Annotated in this window: 15 protein-coding genes; 8 read left to right on the forward strand and 7 right to left on the reverse strand. The window is 71.1% G+C overall.

The window, feature by feature from the left end; all coding sequences use genetic code 11:
* Nucleotides 1-24: 24 nt before the first annotated feature.
* Together G3I78_RS21270 and G3I78_RS21275 are read right to left on the reverse strand one after the other, a co-directional pair.
* Complete coding sequence (locus tag G3I78_RS21270) at nucleotides 25-930, reverse strand: SDR family oxidoreductase (RefSeq protein ID WP_164426898.1); 906 nt, start codon at nucleotides 928-930, stop codon at nucleotides 25-27.
* Between the two features lies 1 nt (nucleotide 931).
* On the reverse strand, nucleotides 932-1,681 hold the full coding sequence (locus tag G3I78_RS21275) for an SDR family oxidoreductase (RefSeq protein WP_164426900.1): 750 nt from the start codon (nucleotides 1,679-1,681) through the stop codon (nucleotides 932-934).
* A gap of 56 nt (nucleotides 1,682-1,737) precedes the next feature.
* Here G3I78_RS21275 and G3I78_RS21280 point away from each other — a divergent pair, with 56 nt between their 5' ends.
* Genes G3I78_RS21280 through G3I78_RS21295 form a run of 4 tightly spaced genes read left to right on the forward strand, consistent with a single transcriptional unit; the run spans nucleotide 1,738 to nucleotide 5,064 of the window.
* Nucleotides 1,738-2,496, forward strand: a complete 759-nt coding sequence (locus G3I78_RS21280) for an enoyl-CoA hydratase family protein (RefSeq protein ID WP_164426902.1) — start codon at nucleotides 1,738-1,740, stop codon at nucleotides 2,494-2,496.
* On the forward strand, nucleotides 2,493-3,299 hold the full coding sequence (locus G3I78_RS21285) for a CoA transferase subunit A (RefSeq protein WP_164426904.1): 807 nt from the start codon (nucleotides 2,493-2,495) through the stop codon (nucleotides 3,297-3,299). The genes G3I78_RS21280 and G3I78_RS21285 overlap by 4 nt, the downstream gene beginning before the upstream one ends.
* Nucleotides 3,296-4,012, forward strand: coding sequence for a CoA-transferase (locus G3I78_RS21290; protein WP_164426906.1), 717 nt, complete (start codon nucleotides 3,296-3,298; stop codon nucleotides 4,010-4,012). Before G3I78_RS21285 ends, G3I78_RS21290 begins: the two co-directional genes overlap by 4 nt.
* The gene (locus G3I78_RS21295; protein WP_164426908.1) at nucleotides 4,012-5,064 is read left to right on the forward strand and encodes a nitronate monooxygenase; all 1,053 of its coding nucleotides are present in this window, start codon (nucleotides 4,012-4,014) and stop codon (nucleotides 5,062-5,064) included. Before G3I78_RS21290 ends, G3I78_RS21295 begins: the two co-directional genes overlap by 1 nt.
* Before the next feature lie 119 nt (nucleotides 5,065-5,183).
* On the opposite strand, the gene G3I78_RS21300 is transcribed toward G3I78_RS21295, so the two are convergent.
* From G3I78_RS21300 to G3I78_RS21310, 3 genes are read right to left on the reverse strand one after another with little or no spacing between them, the layout of a single operon-like run.
* Nucleotides 5,184-6,341: an acetyl-CoA C-acetyltransferase gene (locus G3I78_RS21300; RefSeq protein ID WP_164426910.1), complete on the reverse strand. Its 1,158-nt coding sequence runs from the start codon at nucleotides 6,339-6,341 to the stop codon at nucleotides 5,184-5,186.
* Nucleotides 6,342-6,364: 23 nt separating this feature from the next.
* The gene (locus tag G3I78_RS21305; RefSeq protein ID WP_164426912.1) at nucleotides 6,365-6,979 is read right to left on the reverse strand and encodes a TetR/AcrR family transcriptional regulator; all 615 of its coding nucleotides are present in this window, start codon (nucleotides 6,977-6,979) and stop codon (nucleotides 6,365-6,367) included.
* A 15-nt stretch (nucleotides 6,980-6,994) separates the two neighbouring features.
* Nucleotides 6,995-7,783 carry an SDR family oxidoreductase gene (locus tag G3I78_RS21310; protein ID WP_164426914.1) on the reverse strand — a complete coding sequence of 263 codons (789 nt, stop codon included), beginning with the start codon at nucleotides 7,781-7,783 and terminating at the stop codon, nucleotides 6,995-6,997.
* A gap of 48 nt (nucleotides 7,784-7,831) precedes the next feature.
* Between G3I78_RS21310 and G3I78_RS21315 the strand changes: the two genes are divergently transcribed.
* Nucleotides 7,832-8,962: an acyl-CoA dehydrogenase family protein gene (locus G3I78_RS21315; protein ID WP_164426916.1), complete on the forward strand. Its 1,131-nt coding sequence runs from the start codon at nucleotides 7,832-7,834 to the stop codon at nucleotides 8,960-8,962.
* Nucleotides 8,962-9,942 carry an acyl-CoA dehydrogenase family protein gene (locus G3I78_RS21320; RefSeq protein ID WP_164426917.1) on the forward strand — a complete coding sequence of 327 codons (981 nt, stop codon included), beginning with the start codon at nucleotides 8,962-8,964 and terminating at the stop codon, nucleotides 9,940-9,942. The genes G3I78_RS21315 and G3I78_RS21320 overlap by 1 nt, the downstream gene beginning before the upstream one ends.
* On the opposite strand, the gene G3I78_RS21325 is transcribed toward G3I78_RS21320, so the two are convergent.
* Together G3I78_RS21325 and G3I78_RS21330 are read right to left on the reverse strand one after the other, a co-directional pair.
* Nucleotides 9,917-11,572 carry a ubiquinol-cytochrome c reductase cytochrome b subunit gene (locus G3I78_RS21325; RefSeq protein ID WP_239157941.1) on the reverse strand — a complete coding sequence of 552 codons (1,656 nt, stop codon included), beginning with the start codon at nucleotides 11,570-11,572 and terminating at the stop codon, nucleotides 9,917-9,919. The two genes, G3I78_RS21320 and G3I78_RS21325, sit on opposite strands and share 26 nt — an antisense overlap.
* Nucleotides 11,573-11,643: 71 nt before the next feature.
* Entirely contained in the window at nucleotides 11,644-12,366 is a 723-nt protein-coding gene (locus G3I78_RS21330) for a VWA domain-containing protein (RefSeq protein WP_164426919.1), read from the reverse strand.
* Between the two features lie 97 nt (nucleotides 12,367-12,463).
* On the opposite strand from G3I78_RS21330, the gene G3I78_RS21335 reads away from it, so the two are divergent.
* Nucleotides 12,464-13,381: a rhomboid family intramembrane serine protease gene (locus G3I78_RS21335; protein WP_164426922.1), complete on the forward strand. Its 918-nt coding sequence runs from the start codon at nucleotides 12,464-12,466 to the stop codon at nucleotides 13,379-13,381.
* Nucleotides 13,378-14,301 (forward strand): chitosanase, encoded by a 924-nt coding sequence (locus G3I78_RS21340; RefSeq protein WP_343243812.1) that lies wholly within the window; start codon nucleotides 13,378-13,380, stop codon nucleotides 14,299-14,301. Before G3I78_RS21335 ends, G3I78_RS21340 begins: the two co-directional genes overlap by 4 nt.
* Nucleotides 14,302-14,319: the final 18 nt, after the last annotated feature.

Genomic DNA, 14,319 nt, shown 5'->3' on the forward strand with positions numbered 1-14,319 from the left:
CCCCGCGCCCCTGGGGAGATCCGGTTACGCCCCGTATACCGGCTCGGGTGTCTCAGCCTCCCCCAACAGCTTGAGTGCCGTCTCTCCCGCTTCCGTCGGGGTCCACCTCGCGCCCTTGTCCGCGCTCGGGCCCGGCCTCCAGCCCTCCATCACCGTGATGCGGCCGGCCTCCACCTCGAAGACTCTGCCTGTTACCCCTTCGCTTGCCTCCGAGCCCAACCAGACGACCAGCGGGGACACGTTCGACGGGGACATCGCGTCGAAGCCCGCGGTGGGGGCCGTCATCGTGTCGGCGAAGGTGTGTTCCGTCATCCTGGTGCGGGCCGCGGGGGCGATGGCGTTGACCCCCACTCCGTAGCGGGCCAGTTCCGCTGCCGCCACCAGGGTGAGCCCCACGATTCCCGCCTTCGCGGCGCTGTAGTTGCCCTGGCCCACCGAGCCCAACAGCCCTGCTCCGCTGGAGGTGTTGATGATCCGGGCGGTCGGTGTGCGGCCTGACTTGGTCTCCGCGCGCCAGTGTGCGGCCGCGTACCGCAGGGGCAGGAAGTGGCCCTTCAGGTGTACGGCCATCACCGCGTCCCAGTCGTCCTCGTCGAGGTTGACGAGCATCCGGTCGCGCAGGAACCCGGCGTTGTTGACGAGGGTGTCGAGGCGGCCGTACGTCTCCAGGGCGGTCGTGATCAGGGACGCGGCGCCTTCGCCGGTCGCGATGTCGGCGCCGTGGGCCACCGCCTCGCCGCCCGCCGCGCGGATCTCCTCGGCCACGAGCGCGGCCGGGCTGTCGGGATCGGGGGTGCCGTCGAGGCCGACGCCGAGGTCGTTGACGACGACCCGGGCGCCCTCGGCGGCGAAGGCGAGGGCGTGGGCGCGGCCGAGGCCCCGACCCGCGCCGGTGACGACGACGACCCGGCCGTCGCAGATTCCGGTCATCTCACGTCTCCTTGCTGACAGTTGAGGCGTTGGTGGCGTCCAGGAACGCCGGTCGCTCCCCGCCGCCGTGCACCAGCAGTGAGGCCCCGCTGATGTAGGCGGCCGCGTCCGAGGCGAGGAACACGGCCGCCGCGCCCACGTCGGACGGATCGGCGAGACGGCCGAGCGGGACCGTGCGGGAGACGGCGGCCACGCCCTCCTCGTCGCCGTAGTAGAGGTGGGACCGCTCGGTGTCGACCATGCCGACGACCAGGGTGTTCACGCGCACCTCCGGCGCCCACTCCACGGCCATCGAGCGGGCGAGGTTCTCCAGGCCCGCCTTTGCGGCCCCGTACGCGGCCGCGCCGGGCGAGGGACGGCCGCCGCTGACGCTTCCGATCATGACGACCGAGCCGCGGGTGCGTTTCAGGTGCTCGTACGCGGCCAGGGAGACCGTCAGGGGGGCGAGGAGGTTCAACTCCAGTACGCGGAGGTGGCGTTCGGGCACCGCCTCCGCCAGCAAGCGGTACGGCGCGCCTCCCGCGTTGTTGACCAGTACGTCCAGACGCGGCAGTTCGGCGAAGAAGTGCCGTACGGCGTCCGCGTCCCGGACGTCCAGCCGCGCGAACTCCGTCTTCGGCAGCGGTACTTCGGGCGGCCTTCGCGCGCATACGACGACCTCCGCGCCGGCCGCCGCGAAGGAGCGGGCGATCCCGGCGCCCACTCCGCGCGTCCCGCCGGTGACGACCACGACCCTCCCGTTCGGCTCCATTCGCCGCTACCCTTCTCACCTAACAAACGTTTGGTGGAAAGGTAGCTGATGCTTCCATGGGTGTCTCCACCTCGGCCCCGGAAAACGGGTCGGAAAAGGATGGGATCGCGGTCGTCACGGTCGACTTCCCGCCGGTGAACGCCCTGCCGGTGGACGGCTGGTTCGCGCTGGCCGACGCCGTGCGGGGTGCGGGCCGCGACCCTTCGGTGCGGTGCGTGGTGCTGGCCGCCGAGGGGCGCGGGTTCAACGCCGGTGTGGACATCAAGGAGTTGCAGGCGCGTGGGCCGGGGGCGCTGGTCGGCGTCAACCGCGGCTGTTTCGACGCCTTCGCGGCGGTGTACGAGTGCGAGGTGCCCGTCGTCGCGGCCGTGCAAGGGTTCTGTCTGGGCGGCGGGATCGGGCTGGTGGGCAACGCGGACGTGATCGTGGCGAGCGAGGACGCCACCTTCGGGCTGCCCGAGCTGGACCGCGGGGCGCTCGGCGCGGCCACCCATCTGTCCCGGCTGGTCCCCCAGCATCTGATGCGCGCCCTGTACTACACCTCGCGCACGGTGACCGCGGCCGAGCTGCACACGCACGGATCGGTGTGGCGGGTGGTACCGCGCGCCGAACTGCTCGACACGGCACTGGAGTTGGCCCGCGAGATCGCCGCCAAGGACGGCGAGCTGCTGCGTCTGGCCAAGTCCGCCATCAACGGCATCGACCCCGTCGACGTCCGCCGCGGATACCGCTTCGAGCAGGGCTTCACCTTCGAGGCGAGCGTCAGCGGGGTCGCCGACCGGGTCCGTGACAGGTTCGGCAGGGAGGGCGCATGAGCGACAAGACGATGACCGCCGACGAGGCGGTGTCCCGGCTGGCCAGCGGCATGACCCTGGGCATCGGCGGCTGGGGCTCCCGCCGCAAGCCGATGGCCCTGGTCCGGGCCCTGCTGCGGTCCGACGTCACCGACCTGACGATCGTCTCGTACGGCGGCCCGGACGTCGGCATGCTCGCCGCCGCCGGGCGCATCCGGAAACTGGTCGCCGCCTTCGTCACCCTCGACTCCATCCCCCTCGAACCGCACTACCGGGCGGCCCGCGAGCGCGGCGACTTCGACCTCATGGAGATCGACGAGGCCATGTTCATGTGGGGCCTGCGCGCGGCGGCGAACCGGCTGCCGTTCCTGCCCGTGCGGGCCGGGATCGGCTCGGACGTGATGCGGGTCAACCCCGGCCTGCGGACGGTGACTTCGCCGTACGACGACGGGGAGACCTTCGTCGCCGCGCCGGCGCTGCGGCTCGACGCAGCCCTGGTCCACGTCAACCGCGCCGACCGGCTGGGCAACGGCCAGTACCTGGGCCCCGACCCCTACTTCGACGACCTCTTCTGCGAGGCGGCGGACACGGCCTACGTCTCGTGCGAACAGGTCGTCGACACCGCCGAGTTGACCAAGGCGGCGGCTCCCCAGTCGCTGCTGGTCAAGCGGCACACGGTGACCGGGGTCGTCGAGGCCCCGAACGGCGCGCACTTCACGTCCTGCGCCCCGGACTACGGCCGGGACGAGGCCGTGCAGAAGGAGTACGCGACCACACCCTGGCCGGAGTTCGCCGAGCGGTATCTCCAGGGGAGGACACCATGAGCGTGACGCGGAGCGAGTACTGCGTGATCGCCTGCGCCGAGGCCTGGCGCGACGCCGGTGAGATCGTCGCCAGCCCGATGGGCCTGATCCCCTCCATCGGCGCCCGTCTTGCCCGGCGCTCCTTCTCCCCCGACCTCCTGCTGACCGACGGCGAGGCGATGCTCGTCCGCGACGACGGCACCGTCGAGGGCTGGCTCCCCTACCGGCAGCACCTCGCCCTGGTCAGCGGCGGGCGACGGCACGTGATGATGGGCGCGAGCCAGATCGACCGGTACGGCAACCAGAACATCTCCTGCATCGGCGACTGGGCGCGGCCGAAGCGGCAGTTGCTCGGGGTGCGGGGAGCGCCGGTCAACACCCTGAACAACCCGACGAGTTACTGGGTGCCGAGGCATTCGCGCCGGGTGTTCGTGGAGAAGGTCGACATGGTGTGCGGGGTGGGGTACGACCACGCGGGCAGCGCCCGGTATCACCGTATCCCTCGGGTCGTCTCCGACCTCGGGGTCTTCGACTTCGCGACGCCGGACCGGTCGATGCGGCTGGCTTCGCTGCATCCCGGGGTCACCGTCGAGCAGGTCGCGGAGGCCACCGGGTTCGAGCTGGTGGTCCCGGACGAGGTGCCGTGCACGCGGGAACCCACCGCTCGGGAGCTGGAGTTGATCCGCGAGGTGCTCGATCCGGGGAACGCCAGGTCCCGGGAGGTCGGCGGCTGATGGAGACCGCGCTCACCCGGCTGGCCGGGGTCCGGTATCCGATCGTGCAGACGGGGATGGGGTGGGTCGCGGGGCCCCGGCTGGTCTCCGCCACGGCGAACGCGGGCGCGCTCGGCATCCTGGCCTCCGCGACGATGACGCTGGACCAACTCCGGGACGCGGTGCGGGAGGTGAGGTCCCGCACCGACGCGCCCTTCGGGGTGAATCTGCGGGCGGACGCGGCGGACGCCGGGGACCGGGTGCGGGTGATCGTCGAGGAGGGGGTGCGGGTGGCCTCGTTCGCCCTCGCGCCGTCCGCCGAGCTGATCGCCGAGCTGAAGGAGGCCGGGGTCGTCGTGGTTCCGTCCGTGGGGGCCCGGCGGCATGCCGAGAAGGTAGCCGCCTGGGGTGCGGACGCGGTGATCGTGCAGGGCGGGGAGGGCGGCGGGCACACCGGGGACGTGGCGACGACGGTGCTGCTGCCGCAGGTGGTGGACGCGGTGGACATCCCCGTCGTGGCGGCGGGCGGCTTCTTCGACGGGCGGGGGCTGGTCGCCGCGCTGGCGTACGGGGCGGCGGGCGTGGCCATGGGCACCCGCTTCCTGCTCACCTCGGACTCGACCGTGCCGGACGCGGTGAAGGCCCGCTATCTGGCGGCGACGGTGAAGGACGTGACGGTGACCCGGGCGGTGGACGGCCTGCCCCACCGCATGCTCCGCACCGACCTGGTGACCGCGCTGGAGAACTCCGGGCGCCCGAAGGCCCTTTGGCACGCCCTGAGGAGAGCGGCCGGTTTCCGCAAGCTGTCGGGCCTGAGCTGGCGGCAGCTGGCCCACGACGGCCTCGCGATGCGCCACGGCAAGGATCTGTCGTGGAGCCAGGTCCTCCTCGCCGCCAACACGCCCATGCTGCTCAAGTCGGCGATGGTGGACGGCCGTACGGATCTCGGCGTGATGGCCTCCGGACAGGTCGCCGGGGTGATCGACGACCTGCCGTCGTGCGCGAGGCTGGTGGAGGGGATCATGGCACAGGCCACGGACGTCATGAACTACCTTGCTCTGAAAGAGAGTTGAGCGTCCGGCGGCATTTCCCCGCCGTGACCGGGGCGGGGCCGCTCGGCGCGGCCCCGCGTCCATCCGTTCGGCCGTCAGAGGCATCGGAGCCGTCGGAACCGTCAGAGGCGTCAGAGGCGTCAGAGCCGTTCGATGATCGTCACGTTCGCCTGTCCCCCGCCCTCGCACATCGTCTGCAACCCGAACCGCCCGCCCGTGCGCTCCAGTTCATGCAGCAGAGTCGTCATGAGCTTCACGCCCGTCGCCCCCAGCGGATGTCCGAGGGCGATGGCACCGCCGTTGGCGTTGACCTTCTCGGGGTCCGCGCCGGTCTCCTTCAGCCAGGCCAGCACCACGGGCGCGAAGGCCTCGTTGATCTCGACGAGGTCGATGTCGTCGATGGTGAGCCCGGTCTTCTTCAGGGCGTGCGCGGTGGCCGGGATGGGTGCCGTGAGCATGCGGATGGGGTCCTCGCCGCGCACCGAGAGGTGGTGCACGCGTGCGCGTGGAGTGAGGCCGTGTTCGCGGACCGCCCGCTCGGAGGCGAGCAGCATGGCGGCGGCGCCGTCGGAGACCTGCGAGGACACGGCGGCGGTGATGGTGCCGCCCTCGATCACCGGCTTCAGCCCGGCCATCTTCTCCAGGGAGGTGTCCCGGCGCGGCCCCTCGTCGACCGCGACCTCGCGGTAGGCCACCGTCTCCCGCTCGAAGCGCCCCTCGTCGATGGCCCGCAGTGCCCGCCGATGGGACCGCAGCGCGAACTCCTCCTGGTCCTGCCTGCTGATCCCCCACTTCCCGGCGATCATCTCGGCGCCGGCGAACTGGTTCACCGCCCGGTCCCCGTACCGCGCCTGCCACCCCTCGCTGCCCGCGAACGGCCCCTGGGTCAGCCCGAGCGGCTCGGCGGCCTGCCGGGTCGCGAAGGCGATCGGGATCATCGACATGTTCTGCACTCCCCCGGCGACCACCAGATCCTGGGTCCCGGAGAGCACGCCCTGCGCGGCGAAGTGCACGGCCTGCTGCGAGGACCCGCACTGCCGGTCCACGGTCACCCCGGGCACCTCCTCGGGCAGCCCGGCCGCGAGCCACGCGGTCCGGGCGATGTCCCCGGCCTGCGGCCCGACCGCGTCCAGGCATCCGAAGACCACGTCCTCGACGGCGCCGGGATCGACCCCGGCCCGCTCCACCAGAGCGCGCAGCACATGCGCGCCCAGGTCGGCCGGGTGGACCTCGCTCAGTCCTCCCCCGCGCCGCCCGACGGGCGTACGGACCGCTTCGACGATGTAGGCCTCGGCCATGGCAACTCCCTCACCTGTAAGGGCTATTCGCGTACGGCGATCCCGTCCAGCACCATCGACAGGTACTGCCGGGCGATCTCCTCCGGGCTGTGCTGTCCGCCGGGCCGGTACCAGGACGCGGCGACCCACACGGTGTCGCGCACGAACCGGTAGGTCAGCCGGACGTCGAGGTCGGCGCGGAACACCTCGGCCGCGACCCCGCGCTCCAGCGTGGACAGCCAGGCCTTCTCGAACCTGCGCTGCGACTCGGCGAGGAACGCGAACCGCTCCTGCGCCACCAGCTGCTTGCTCTCCTTCTGGTAGATCGCGACGGCGGCGCGGTGCCGGTCGATCTCCCGGAACGACTCGGTGACCAGAGCCTCCAGCGTCTCCCGGGGTCCCGCCTCGGCGCCCAGGACGGTGTCGTAGCCGTCCCAGAGCTCGTCGAGGAAGGTCCGCAGGATCTCCTCCAGCATCGATTCCTTGGAGTCGAAGTGGTAGTAGAGGCTGCCCGCGAGCATGCCCGCGTGGTCGGCGATCTTGCGTACGGTCGTGGCGTTGTAGCCCTGTTCGGCGAAGACCTCGGCTGCGGTGTCCAGGAGTTCACGGCGGCGGGCCGGCGCGGCGGCGCTCACCTCGGGCTTCTTCTTGGTCGGCACGGAGTCATTGTCGTCCTAGGCGTGCTGGCTGCTGACGGCGACGACCTCGCCGGTCATGTACGAGGAGTAGCCGGACGCCAGGAACACGATGACGTTGGCCACCTCCCAGGGTTCGGCGTACCGCCCGAAGGCCTCGCGCGCGGTCAGTTCCTCCAGCAGGTCGGCCGAGGTCACCTTCACCAGGTGCGGGTGCATGGCGAGGCTCGGCGAGACGGCGTTGACCCGGACGCCGTACTCGGCCGCCTCCAGCGCCGCGCACCGGGTCAGCGCCATCACCCCGGCCTTCGCGGCGGCGTAGTGGGCCTGTCCGGCCTGGGCACGCCAGCCGACGACGGAGGCGTTGTTGACGATGACACCGGAGCGGGAGTCCTTCATGAGCCGCAGGGCCGCCCGGGTGCACCGGAAGGTGCCGTTGAGGGTCACGTCCAGGACCCGGGTCCACTGCTCGTCGGTCATGTCGACGAGCGTCGAGGTCCCGCCGAGACCGGCGTTGTTGACGACGACGTCCAGCCGTCCGTGCTCGCGTACGGCCGTGTCGAACAAGGCCCGCACCTGCGTCTCGTCCGTCACGTCACAGGGCAGGACGGCGACCCGCTCGGCCCCGAACTCACCGGCCAGCTCGGCGCCGTACTCCTTGAGCCGGCGCGCGTGCGCGTCGCTGATGAGGACGCGCGCGCCCTCCTCCAGGAAGCGGCGCGCGGTCGCCCCGCCGATGCCCGCGCCGGCCGCGGCGGTGATGACGGCGGTGCGTCCCTTCAGCAGCCCGTGCCCCGGTTCGTACACCGGACTCTCGACGCCTGTCATGGCGCCACGCTAACCTACCAAACACTTGTTAGGGAAGGACGGGTGGCCATGGATCTGGCGTTCACGCAGGAAGAGGAGGCCTTCCGCGCCGAGGCCCGCGCCTGGCTGCGCGCGCATGTGCCCGCCTCTCCGCTGCCCTCCCTGGAGACCGAGGAGGGCTTCACGGCACACCGCGCGTGGGAGGCGGAACTCGCCGCGGAGCGCTGGTCGGTGGTCAACTGGCCCGCGCGGTACGGCGGCCGGGACTCCGGGCTGATCGGCTGGCTGACCTTCGAGGAGGAGTACTACGCGGCCGGGGCGCCCGGGCGGGTCGGCCAGAACGGCGTGAGCCTCCTCGCGCCGACCCTCTTCGACCACGGCACGGAGGAGCAACGCGCGCGCGTGCTGCCGTCGATGGCGACCGGGGAGACGGTCTGGGCGCAGGCCTGGTCGGAGCCGGAGGCGGGCTCGGACCTGGCGTCGTTGAGGTCCAAGGGGGTCCGCACACCGGGCGGTTGGCTGCTGAGCGGCCAGAAGACCTGGTCCTCCCGGGCGGCCTTCGCGGACCGCGCCTTCGGCCTGTTCCGCACCGACCCGGACACCCCGAAGCCCCACCAGGGCCTCACCTACCTGATGTTCGACCTGCGCGCCCCCGGGGTCACGGTCCGCCCGATCCGCCGCCTCGACGGTAAACCGGCGTTCGCGGAGCTCTTCCTGGACGAGGTGTTCGTCCCGGACGAGGACGTCATCGGCGCGCCCGGCGAGGGCTGGCGGATCGCGATGTCGGCGGCGGGCAACGAACGCGGGCTGATGCTGCGCTCACCGGGCCGCTTCCTGGCGTCCGCGGACCGCCTCCTCGCTCTCTGGCACACCCAGGGCAGCCCCCCGGAGCCCCGCGCGCGGGTCGCCGACGCGGTGATCGGCGCCCGCGCCTACCAGCTCTTCACCTACGCGTCCGCCGCCCGCTTCCTGAACGGGGAATCGATCGGACCCGAGTCCAGCCTCAACAAGGTCTTCTGGTCCGAGTACGACATCGCGCTCACGGAGACGGCGTTGGACCTCCTGGGCGAGGAGGAGGACCCCGACTGGTCCGAGCGCTATGTCTTCGCCCTCGCCGGCCCCATCTACGCCGGCACCAACGAGATACAACGGGACATCATCGCCGAACGCCTGCTGGGCCTCCCGAAGGGCCGCCGCTGATGCGCTTCCTCCTCGACACCGGCCAGCGCGACTTCGCCGCTTCCCTGAACGCCATGCTCACAGCCGCCGACACCCCGTCCGTCGTACGGGACTGGAGCCACGGCGACCACGACAGCGGACGGGCGCTGTGGGGCCGTATCGCCGAAGCGGGGGTGTTCGCACTGGCGGTACCGGAGACCTACGAGGGACTGGGCCCACGCCCTCTCGAACTCGCCCTGGCCTTCGTGGAGTTGGGCCGACACGCGGTACCGGGCCCGTTGGTGGAGACGGTGACTGCGGCGACACTGCTCGCATCACTGGATGACACCGGCCCCGCCAAGCGCTGGCTGCCCGCGCTGGCCTCGGGCGAGTCGACGGCGACCTTGACCACAGGGCCGTACGCACTGGACGCAGACACGGCAGACCTACGGCTGACCGTCTCAACCCACCCGGCAAGCCGCGCACTCCGCCTCGCTCCCCCACCCGACCACCCCCCACGCCCGTCTCTGGACCCGGCCCGCCGCCTCTCCCCCACCCCCCACGGCGGTGAACTCCTCGCCACCAACCCACCTTTGGCCCCCGCCCTGCTGACCGCCCGCCTCACCACCGCAGCCCAAGCACTCGGCGTAGGCCTCGCCCTCCTCGACAAGACCGTCACCCACGTAAAGCAGCGCACCCAGTTCGGCACCCCCATAGGCTCCTTCCAGGCGGTCAAACACCAACTCGCCGACGCGAAGATCGCGTTGGAGTTCGCCCGCCCCCTACTCCTGGGCGCCGCCCTGACGATGACCGAGGAAGACGTCGCCGCCGCCAAGCTCACAGCGTGCGAGGCGGCGTACAGAACCGCCCGCACCGCCCTCCAACTCCACGGCGCGATCGGCTACACGGCCGAGTACGACCTGTCCCTCTGGCTCACCAAGGCCCGCGCCCTGCGCACCGCGTGGGGCACCCCCGACGAGTGCCGCACGACAGTGCTCAGTGGTGGTGGTCGCCGCTCGTGACCTCCCGGTACTCCTCCACCGTCGGCTTCGGAATCCGGGTCTCGGGCCCGAACATCGCCCGCGCGAGCCCCGCCCGCATCCGCTGGGAGAGCCTGACCGGCCGCCGCACCCCATTGCCGTCGACGAGCGGCCCGATCTCGTACGGCGGGTCCTGCTCGTGCTGGGTGAGGGTGTGCAACTGCGCCTGCGCTAGCGGTTCGTGGACCTCGACGAACTCCCCGTGCGGGAGCCGCCTGATGGTGCCGGTCTCCCGTCCGTGCAGCACCTTGTCCCGGTCCCGGCGCTGCAACCCCATGCAGATCCGCTTCGTCACGACGAAGGCCAGCACCGGTACCACGAAGACCGACACCCGCACGAACCAGGTGATCGCGTTGATGGACAGATGCAGATGCGTGGCCACGATGTCGTTGCCGCCGCCGATCAGGAGGACGCCGTACAGGCTGAGCCAGGCGACGCCGAGACCCGTGCGGACGGGCACGTTGCGCGGCCGGTCCAGGATGTGGTGCTCGCGTTTGTCACCGGTGATCCACGCCTCGACGAAGGGGTAGACGCCGAGGGCGAGCAGGATCAGCGGGAAGAGCGAGAAGGGGATGAAGACGCCGGGTTCCAGGGTGTGGCCCCAGAAGTTGATCTCCCATCCCGGCATCACCCGGATCAGCCCCTCGGAGAAGCCGAGGTACCAGTCGGGCTGGGCGCCGGTGGTCACGACGTGCGAGCTGTAGGGGCCGAACGCCCACACGGGGTTGATCTGCGCGAGTCCGCCCATGAGCGCCAGCACACCGAAGGTCAGGAAGAAGAAGCCGCCCGCCTTCGCCATGTAGACCGGCAGGAAGGGCATGCCGACCACGGACTTGTTGTCCCGGCCGGGCCCCGGGTACTGGGTGTGCTTGTGGTAGAAGACCAGGATCAGATGGGCGACCACCAGGCCGAGCATGATCCCGGGCAGCACCAGGACATGGATCGGGAAGAGCCTCGGGATGATGTCGTGGCCCGGGAACTCCCCGCCGAACAGGAAGAACGACAGATAGGTCCCGACGATCGGGATCGACAGGATCGCCCCGTCGGCGAACCGGATGCCGGTGCCGGAGAGCAGGTCGTCCGGGAGGCTGTAGCCGGTCAGCCCGGTGATGATGCCGAGGAACAACAGGGTCCAGCCGAACACCCAGTTGAGCTCGCGCGGCTTGCGGAAGGCGCCGGTGAAGAACACCCGCATCATGTGCACGAGCATGCCGGTGACGAAGACGAGGGCCGCCCAGTGGTGGATCTGCCGGATCAGCAGACCGCCGCGCACGTCGAAGCTGATGTCGAGCGTGGACTCGTACGCCCTGGTCATGATCACGCCGTTGAGGGGCTCGTACGACCCGTGGTAGACGACCTCGACCCCGCTGGGCTCGAAGAACAGGGTGAGGTAGACGCCGGTGAGGATCAGGATGAGGAAGCTGTAGAGGCAGATCTCGCCCAGCATGAACGACCAGTGGTCCGGAAAGACCTTGCGCATGTTGGCCTTGGCGAGCGCGTACAGGCCGAGCCGTCCGTCGGCCCAGTCGGCCAGTTTCTCGCCCTTGCCGGACTCGCCGTTGCCGGACCCGCCCCCGCGAGCCCGTCGGTTCACCGATCGCGCGCCGTCCATGGATCGCCGCCTCCCCGTCGGACCCGTCGGAGCACCCACAGCGTGGCACGGCCCCGCGCCCAAGCCAACGCCTAGGGCCGCACGATCCCCTCGGCCCGCGCGGCCACCAGCCATTTCGGGAACTCGCCGACGAGACGGTCGTACAACTCGGCGTCGGAGACCGTCCGGGGATCCTCGCCCGCGTGGAAGAAACCGGCGTTGTCCACCACCCGCTTGTCCGGGACGGCGAGTTCGTCCAGCTTGCGCAGGAAGTCGAACTGCTTGCTGTCCGGGTCGCCGAAGCCGATGAACTGCCAGAACAGGGGCAGCTTCGCGGCCTTGCACACATAGCGTTCGGCGGCGGGTCTGCTGATCGGGCCGCCGTCGGTCTGGAAGACGACGAGGGCGGGGGCCGTGGTGCCGCTGTCGAGGTAGTGGTCGATGACGGCGTCCATGGCCAGGTGGTAGCTGGTCTTCCCCATGTGCCCGAGACCGGCCACGATCCGGTCGATCCGGCCCCGGTGGTCGGCGAGTTCGATGTCCGTCTCGGCGTCGACGTCGGTGGAGAAGAACACCACGGGCACCCGGCCGTCGTCGTCGAGGTGCGCGGACAGGCCGAGCACCCGGTCGGCGAGGGCCTGGACGCTGCCGTCCTGGTAGTACGGCCTCATGGAGCCCGAGTAGTCGATCACGAGGTAGACCGCGGCCCGCTGGCCGTCCAGCCCGTGTTTCGTCAGCGACACCCCGGCGCTCTTGTACAGGTCGACCAGCGCGGGCGCCGTCTCCTCGACCTTCCTGAGACTGATCGCGGCCATGCCCCCTCCACTCTCTCGCGTCACCGGCATTCGATATTTTGTTCGCTGCCGTCCCCACCGGCTCGATCGTCAACCCCGTCACTCCGAGGAGCCGGCCGTGGAACCCGAGTATGCCGTCACCACCTGCTATCGCCACACCAAGGTGGAGTCCCACGTCAGCTGCACCCGCTGCGAGCGGTACATCTGCCCGGACTGCATGCGGGAGGCGGCTGTCGGCCACCAGTGCCCGGAGTGCGTGCGGGAGGGGTCGCGGTCGGTGCGGCGGGCCAGGACCGCGTTCGGCGGCCGGATCACGGCCGTGCCCCTGGTGACGTACGTCCTCATCGGGCTCAACGTCCTCGCCTACACAGGTGAGTTGGTGCGCCCCGCCCTGGTGGACCGGTTCGAGATGCTGGGCGTCGGGCTGGTGGGCCCGGACGGCGGGCACTATGTGTGGCAGGCCTCCTACCCGGCCGACTTCCACGCCGAGGGCGTCGTGGCGGGCGAGTGGTACCGGCTGCTGACCGGCGCGTTCCTGCATCTGCCGCCTACCGAGGGCACGTTCGGGATTCTGCACATAGTGATGAACATGGTGTCGCTGTGGAACATCGGCCGGATGGTCGAGTCGCAGCTCGGCCGGGTCCGGTACCTCGCGCTGTATCTGCTCTCCGCGCTCGGCGGTTCGGTCCTGGTGCTGCTGATCGCGCCCACCGAGGCCACGCTCGGCGCGTCCGGGGCGATCTTCGGGCTCGGTGCCGCCTACTACGTGCTGGCCCGGCGGCTCGGCGCCGACATGGCCCAGGTCAACCGGTTCATGGCGGGTCTGCTGCTGTGGCTGCTGATCTCCGCGGGCCTGACCTCCTGGCAGGGCCACCTCGGCGGCCTGCTCGCCGGTGCCGTCGTCACCCTCGCCTACGCCTACGCGCCCCGGGGCGGGCGGCGGACCCTCGTCCAGGCGGGTGCCTGTGCCGTGCTGCTGGCGCTGCTCCTGGTGTCTACTTGGGCCAAGGTCGCCGAACTGACGGGAGCCCAGTGAAACGCGCCGGAGTGCTGCTCTTCGCCGCCGTCCCCGTGATCGTCACGGCGTCGGTCTACGTCCTCGCGCCCCACGAGTCCGACGCGGGCCGGGCGGGCCCCGACCTGTCCGCCGCGTACCGTTCGCAGTCGGCCGAGGACGCCAAGGGCGCGCGGGACGCCAAGGTCCGGGCCGAGAGCGCGGAGGACGACGAGGTCGTCGCGGACCGCCCGGCGGGCCTGGCCGCCCCCGCCAAGAAGGAGCTGGCCCAGCAGCTCGTGGCGAGCGCGGAGAACTCCACCCTGGACTGGCGCAGCGCCTACGGCTATGTCGAGGACATCGGCGACGGCCAGGGCTACACGGCCGGCATCATCGGCTTCTGCACCGGCACCCACGACCTGCTCACCCTCGTCGAGCGCTACACCGAGGCCCACCCCGGCAACGGTCTCGCCCGCTACCTCCCCGCCCTGCGCGCGGTCGACGGCACCGACTCCCACCGGGGCCTGGACCCGGGCTTCACCGCGGCCTGGAAGGCGGAGGCCGCGCTGCCCGCCTTCCAGAAGGCCCAGGACCAGGAGCGCGACCGGGTCTACTTCGACCCGGCGGTCCGCCTCGCCAAGCTCGACGGCCTCGGCGCCCTGGGACAGTTCGTCTACTACGACGCCATGGTCTTCCACGGCCCGGGCACCAACGCCACCAGCTTCTACGGCCTGCGCGAACACGCCCTCCAGGAGGCCGACAGCCCGGCCGAGGGCGGCTCGGAGAAGGCCTACCTGGACGCCTTCCTGGACATCCGCCGGGCGGCCATGAAGACCCGGAAGGCGGACATCGACACCTCGCGCGTCGACACCGCGCAGCGCCGCTTCCTGTACGACGGGAACCTGGACCTCAGGACGCCGCTGGTGTGGCAGGTGTACGGGGAGACGTACAAGGTGCCGTAGGAGCGCATGCGACGGCGC

It is taken from the genome of Streptomyces sp. SID13726, from assembly GCF_010548375.1.
Lineage (GTDB): Bacteria > Actinomycetota > Actinomycetes > Streptomycetales > Streptomycetaceae > Streptomyces.

Bases quoted from the DNA above. Each gene is read 5' to 3' on its own strand.
- G3I78_RS21270 (WP_164426898.1), bottom strand. From the start codon at position 930: ATGACCGGAATCTGCGACGGCCGGGTCGTCGTCGTCACCGGCGCGGGT.
- G3I78_RS21275 (WP_164426900.1), bottom strand. From the start codon at position 1,681: ATGGAGCCGAACGGGAGGGTCGTGGTCGTCACCGGCGGGACGCGCGGA.
- G3I78_RS21280 (WP_164426902.1), top strand. From the start codon at position 1,738: ATGGGTGTCTCCACCTCGGCCCCGGAAAACGGGTCGGAAAAGGATGGG.
- G3I78_RS21285 (WP_164426904.1), top strand. From the start codon at position 2,493: ATGAGCGACAAGACGATGACCGCCGACGAGGCGGTGTCCCGGCTGGCC.
- G3I78_RS21290 (WP_164426906.1), top strand. From the start codon at position 3,296: ATGAGCGTGACGCGGAGCGAGTACTGCGTGATCGCCTGCGCCGAGGCC.
- G3I78_RS21295 (WP_164426908.1), top strand. From the start codon at position 4,012: ATGGAGACCGCGCTCACCCGGCTGGCCGGGGTCCGGTATCCGATCGTG.
- G3I78_RS21300 (WP_164426910.1), bottom strand. From the start codon at position 6,341: ATGGCCGAGGCCTACATCGTCGAAGCGGTCCGTACGCCCGTCGGGCGG.
- G3I78_RS21310 (WP_164426914.1), bottom strand. From the start codon at position 7,783: ATGACAGGCGTCGAGAGTCCGGTGTACGAACCGGGGCACGGGCTGCTG.
- G3I78_RS21315 (WP_164426916.1), top strand. From the start codon at position 7,832: ATGGATCTGGCGTTCACGCAGGAAGAGGAGGCCTTCCGCGCCGAGGCC.
- G3I78_RS21320 (WP_164426917.1), top strand. From the start codon at position 8,962: ATGCGCTTCCTCCTCGACACCGGCCAGCGCGACTTCGCCGCTTCCCTG.
- G3I78_RS21325 (WP_239157941.1), bottom strand. From the start codon at position 11,572: ATGGACGGCGCGCGATCGGTGAACCGACGGGCTCGCGGGGGCGGGTCC.
- G3I78_RS21330 (WP_164426919.1), bottom strand. From the start codon at position 12,366: ATGGCCGCGATCAGTCTCAGGAAGGTCGAGGAGACGGCGCCCGCGCTG.